A 4,184-nucleotide genomic window follows, 5' to 3' on the forward strand; every position below is an offset into this window, starting at 1 on the left:
GTAAAGTGGGTCAGTTTTCAGTTGGTGTTGACACCGGCGTACCCTCGGTGCTATCTTCGCGCCCCAATATCCACCTTCAAACAAGGAATATCGTTGATGTCACTGTATCGCCGTCTAGTTCTGCTGTCTTGTCTCTCATGGCCGCTGGCTGGCTTTTCTGCCACCGCGCTGACCAACCTCGTCGCGGAACCATTCGCTAAACTCGAACAGGACTTTGGCGGCTCCATCGGTGTGTACGCGATGGATACCGGCTCAGGCGCAACTGTAAGTTACCGCGCTGAGGAGCGCTTCCCACTGTGCAGCTCATTCAAGGGCTTTCTTGCTGCCGCTGTGCTGGCTCGCAGCCAGCAGCAGGCCGGCTTGCTGGACACACCCATCCGTTACGGCAAAAATGCGCTGGTTCCGTGGTCACCCATCTCGGAAAAATATCTGACAACAGGCATGACGGTGGCGGAGCTGTCCGCGGCCGCCGTGCAATACAGTGATAACGCCGCCGCCAATTTGTTGCTGAAGGAGTTGGGCGGCCCGGCCGGGCTGACGGCCTTCATGCGCTCTATCGGCGATACCACGTTCCGTCTGGACCGCTGGGAGCTGGAGCTGAACTCCGCCATCCCAGGCGATGCGCGCGATACCTCATCGCCGCGCGCCGTGACGGAAAGCTTACAAAAACTGACACTGGGCTCTGCACTGGCTGCGCCGCAGCGGCAGCAGTTTGTTGATTGGCTAAAGGGAAACACGACCGGCAACCACCGCATCCGCGCGGCGGTGCCGGCAGACTGGGCAGTCGGAGACAAAACCGGAACCTGCGGAGTGTATGGCACGGCAAATGACTATGCCGTCGTCTGGCCCACTGGGCGCGCACCTATTGTGTTGGCCGTCTACACCCGGGCGCCTAACAAGGATGACAAGCACAGCGAGGCCGTCATCGCCGCTGCGGCTAGACTCGCGCTCGAGGGATTGGGCGTCAACGGGCAGTAAGGCTCTGAAAATCATCTATTGGCCCACCACCGCCGCCCTTGCGGGCGGCATGGATTACCAACCACTGTCACATTTAGGCTAGGAGTCTGCGCGGCAGAGCCGTGTGACCGGTTTTCTGTAGAGCACTGACGATGGCGGCGGCGCTCTCTGCAATTGGCAAGGCGTCGGCGCCAAGGATACCAATCTTGCGGCGCGCGGCGTGTTATGACGACTGGGGTGCATTTGAGCCGCCCCATTTAACCTTCGCCCTCACAGATACGCCATTCGCCTCAGATTTAGCGCCATGCAGACGAGCTTCCACTCGGCTTGCACCTTGTCCAGGCCCCTCATGCTGAACTGACGCAATCCCATCACCGCCTTGATCCAACCATTCGGAGCCTCCACGATCGACTTGCGCCGGCGGTAAGCTGCATCGCCTTGCTCCGTTTTCAATTTCGCCGCAATCGCCGCCGTATGCGGATGGGTCTTGGCATTGACCTTGGCATCTTCACGTCCCTCGCGGCCGAGGGCAACGATGACATCGCCGTGGTGATCGGCGACCTTTGCCAGAACAGCCTCACTACGGAATCCCGCATCCGCCAGCGTCTGGGCCGGCATTTCTCCGGTGTTGGCCTGAACTGCTGCCAGCATGCCCAGCAGCGCCTGACTGTCCGCGGCGCAGTTGGTCAACTCCGCCGCCACGATGATCTGGTGCTCGGCATCGACCGCTGTGTACCCGTTGTAGCTCTGCTCGGAGCCACCACCGGCGTGTTTCATGATCCGGCTGTCCGGATCGGTGAAGCTTTCCTGATCACGGTCATCCGGCACACCAAACTCGCGTTTGTACGAGCCACCGCCCTTGTCCGAGCCATCCGGATGGCGAGGCCGGCGGCCATCGTCTTCGCTGCGCCCCCGGGCCTGGTCCGCTTCACGCTGGCGCGCTTCCAGGCGCGCCTTTGCCGCCTGGATCGCCTCCAGGCGCTTCTCGCGGCGAGAAATCTCGGCAGGAATGTCCAGCTCCGGCTCGTTACGCTCCTGGTCGTCGGTAGCCTTGGCGCGATCAAGCAGCGCCTTGATCTCGCAATGCAATTCGTCCTCGGCCGGCTTCATGCGCTTATAGCTCATCGCCTTGTGGCGGCTGGCGTTGGCTTTTACCTTGGTGCCGTCGACCGCGATCGTGCCAAGCTTCACCAGCCCACATTCGCGCGCCAGTTGCACCACCTGAACGAACAAATTCTCAAGCTCGGTCAGGTGTAGGGCACGGAAGTCACTCAGCGTGCGGTGGGCCGGGAAGTTTCCAGCGGCCAGCACACGCAACGCGACATCCTCGTACAGCTTCCTGGCTAGTTTGCGCGAAGAGAAGACGCCGCTCGCGTAACCATAGATCAGCACTTTGACCATCATCGCCGGATGAAACGGCTGATTGCCCGGACCACCGCCGGCATACCGGGCGTGGAATGCGCTCAAGTCCAGCGTATCGACAGTCTCGCTGATGAAGTAGGCAAGATGCCCTTCAGGTAGCCACTCTCCCAGAGAAGGGGGCAGCAGATAGGATTGGTCGGGTCGGTAAGGAAGGTAACTGGCAGCCATCCCCGTATCGTCCTCGATCTTCCGCCGATTTGGCTTCTGCCGCGCAGGCTCCTAGGCCACCGTAGCTAAACATACGAGAAAAACCGCTTCTTGAGCGCTCTCTGAGACCACCTTGCCGACAACGCAGAAACGGTTGCGGAAAAATCGGCGTTTCCGGCGTACGCCACCCGACCTGGACGAACTATTGCGGACCTGGAACTGGAGTAGCGGAATTCCCCGGGGTTTCAGCGTCGCGCCACAGCGCCTCAGATAGATGCGGTAGCCTTTGGCGGGTCGTCATGCCGCGGACCACCCCCCCAAAAAATTCCACAATGCGGAATGGCGGAATTTTCTGGGGTTCCCGCTTACCCCCCCGGGAAGGATTCGATAGTGACTCCACCGAAGGTGCCAAGGATTTCCGATGCCGCTTTATCAGATCGAGTTTTGCGTTGTTCTGAGGCGTCAAAGTTACGAAGCAATTTGAGCTGAACATCCTTATCCTGGAGCACGATCAGGGGCATTGGCGCGGTAACGGTTTTGAGTACCCCTGCGGCCATGACGTTTGCCACCGGTTGAACCTTTACTTCCCTTCGCTCCCGGAGATAAGGCTCCGGGGTGCTGGCGATCTTCTGGATAAGCTGCTCCAGGGGAAGTTGATAGTCTGGCCCAGATCGCTCCAGCTCCTCTCTGATGCGTTGCAAAAGCTCCTCTTTTACGGGCTTCTTCAAGGAGTCCTTCCGTTGCCAGGTGAAGCGGATAGAGTCGATGTCGCCATTGGTATAGCACCGAATTTGTCTGTAAAGGTGGAGAGTCATGACACCAGGGCAGTCCGCTCGAAGTGCTTCAAACCTCTCTTGCCTGGTGGGGTACGTCGAGATAATGAACTCCTCGATACCAGCTTTGGCCGCGTTGATGCGTTCAACCGTCGCCGCAATTTCGTCAGCTACACCAATCCTGGAAGGGGAGAACCAGAGTACCCCCACGGTGCGCCTGGCAGACTTCTGCGAATAGTCTGGGTTGATGTGAAGATCTCTGTAGCTGTGCGCTGCCAGCTCAAGAGCTTCGCGCCCAGTTTGTTCAGTTACGACAATCTTGTTGACGGGCTCGTTCTCCATTCCTTTTCCGGTAGGAGGGATGGCCGCAACTTTTGCGTACCGTGGCGGTAGTCGTTTGATAAGAGAGGACAGGTTCGTTAAGTCGCGGCACATGGCCGAGAATTGTTCTGATATGAAGTTTTTAGCCATGCTGCCGCCTATGTGTGGGTTTGTTCTAACAGTTCATTGGTTACATAGTAGACAGATTTAGACCATCATGCAACGAGGGGGAGGGGCAAGAATACGCCTCCGCTTCGCGTCGGCGGGTGCCCTGTTTGACCTTCGTGTGTGAGATTAGATTGAGAAAGAGAGAGAAAAAGAGAGAAAAAGAGAGAAAGAAGAAAAGCGCGGGGCAAGCCAGAAATGTGGCTGAGGGGGACTGCTGGGGTGGGGCTGGCACCCTCTATACCCCACTTTGCATGATGGTCTAACTTTGTGGTTATAGGACGACTTTTAGAGTGCCTAGATTTGCTCGATTAGGACAAATTTCGGTCCATCCACGCTGATTGGCGTAGCAGCGCGATGGCATCAGAAGGGGTCGTCTCAGAAAACGGAATCTATGGT

Annotated in this window: 3 protein-coding genes; 1 reads left to right on the forward strand and 2 read right to left on the reverse strand. The window is 58.2% G+C overall.

Annotated features, from left to right (window positions below):
- Nucleotides 1-96: 96 nt before the first annotated feature.
- Nucleotides 97-978 carry a carbapenem-hydrolyzing class A beta-lactamase KPC-2 gene (locus HMPREF3143_RS04365; RefSeq protein ID WP_004199234.1) on the forward strand — a complete coding sequence of 294 codons (882 nt, stop codon included), beginning with the start codon at nt 97-99 and terminating at the stop codon, nt 976-978.
- Nucleotides 979-1,227: 249 nt separating this feature from the next.
- Here HMPREF3143_RS04365 and HMPREF3143_RS04370 read toward each other — a convergent pair whose 3' ends face one another.
- Together HMPREF3143_RS04370 and HMPREF3143_RS04375 are read right to left on the reverse strand one after the other, a co-directional pair.
- Nucleotides 1,228-2,547, reverse strand: a complete 1,320-nt coding sequence (locus HMPREF3143_RS04370; protein WP_004152397.1) for an IS1182-like element ISKpn6 family transposase — start codon at nt 2,545-2,547, stop codon at nt 1,228-1,230.
- 344 nt (nt 2,548-2,891) lie between these two features.
- Nucleotides 2,892-3,770, reverse strand: a complete 879-nt coding sequence (locus HMPREF3143_RS04375; RefSeq protein ID WP_032413577.1) for a DNA replication terminus site-binding protein — start codon at nt 3,768-3,770, stop codon at nt 2,892-2,894.
- Nucleotides 3,771-4,184: the final 414 nt, after the last annotated feature.

The sequence above is a fragment of the Enterobacter sp. HMSC16D10 genome (assembly GCF_001807145.1).
Taxonomy (GTDB): Bacteria; Pseudomonadota; Gammaproteobacteria; order Enterobacterales; family Enterobacteriaceae; genus Enterobacter; species Enterobacter roggenkampii.